This window comes from Pseudoalteromonas sp. MMG005 (assembly GCF_018101015.1).
Classification (GTDB): domain Bacteria; phylum Pseudomonadota; class Gammaproteobacteria; order Enterobacterales; family Alteromonadaceae; genus Pseudoalteromonas; species Pseudoalteromonas aurantia.
The window spans coordinates 1-385 of sequence record NZ_JAGJEK010000091.1; the positions used below are offsets into that span (position 1 = coordinate 1).

Sequence of the window (385 nt, forward strand, 5' to 3'; positions counted from 1 at the left end):
AGGTCGCCCTACTGCGCCATGGAATACTTTGGTAAATTGTGTGGTGAGTTTTTGCCAGTTTTCTGGGGCTATGTTGAGCCTGTCTAAAATTGGGGAGTTGATTGGGTTGATAGCGCCGCGTTTGTCTGCTCGCATAAATCGGCCAGTTAATTCTAGCAGTTCTAAGTAGGACTTTAATTCAAAAGGTAAACCTTTGGGCATGTGCTTTCGGGGGCTACCTGCAAAACGTGCCAAGTGTTTAGGCTGCTTGCCCTCTTTGGCATGTTCACAGCGGGTTTTAACGCTTGTATACTCTGATGTTTCTGGTGTATCAGCCACCTTTGCTCTGATTGGGTTTAAATCAACATACGCCATACAGGCTGTCAGTGCCGCTTCATCAAGTAAG

Annotated in this window: 1 pseudogene; it reads right to left on the reverse strand. The window is 46.5% G+C overall.

The window, feature by feature from the left end:
* Nucleotides 1-385, reverse strand: a pseudogene (locus J8M01_RS23835) (transposase); the annotation flags it as partial.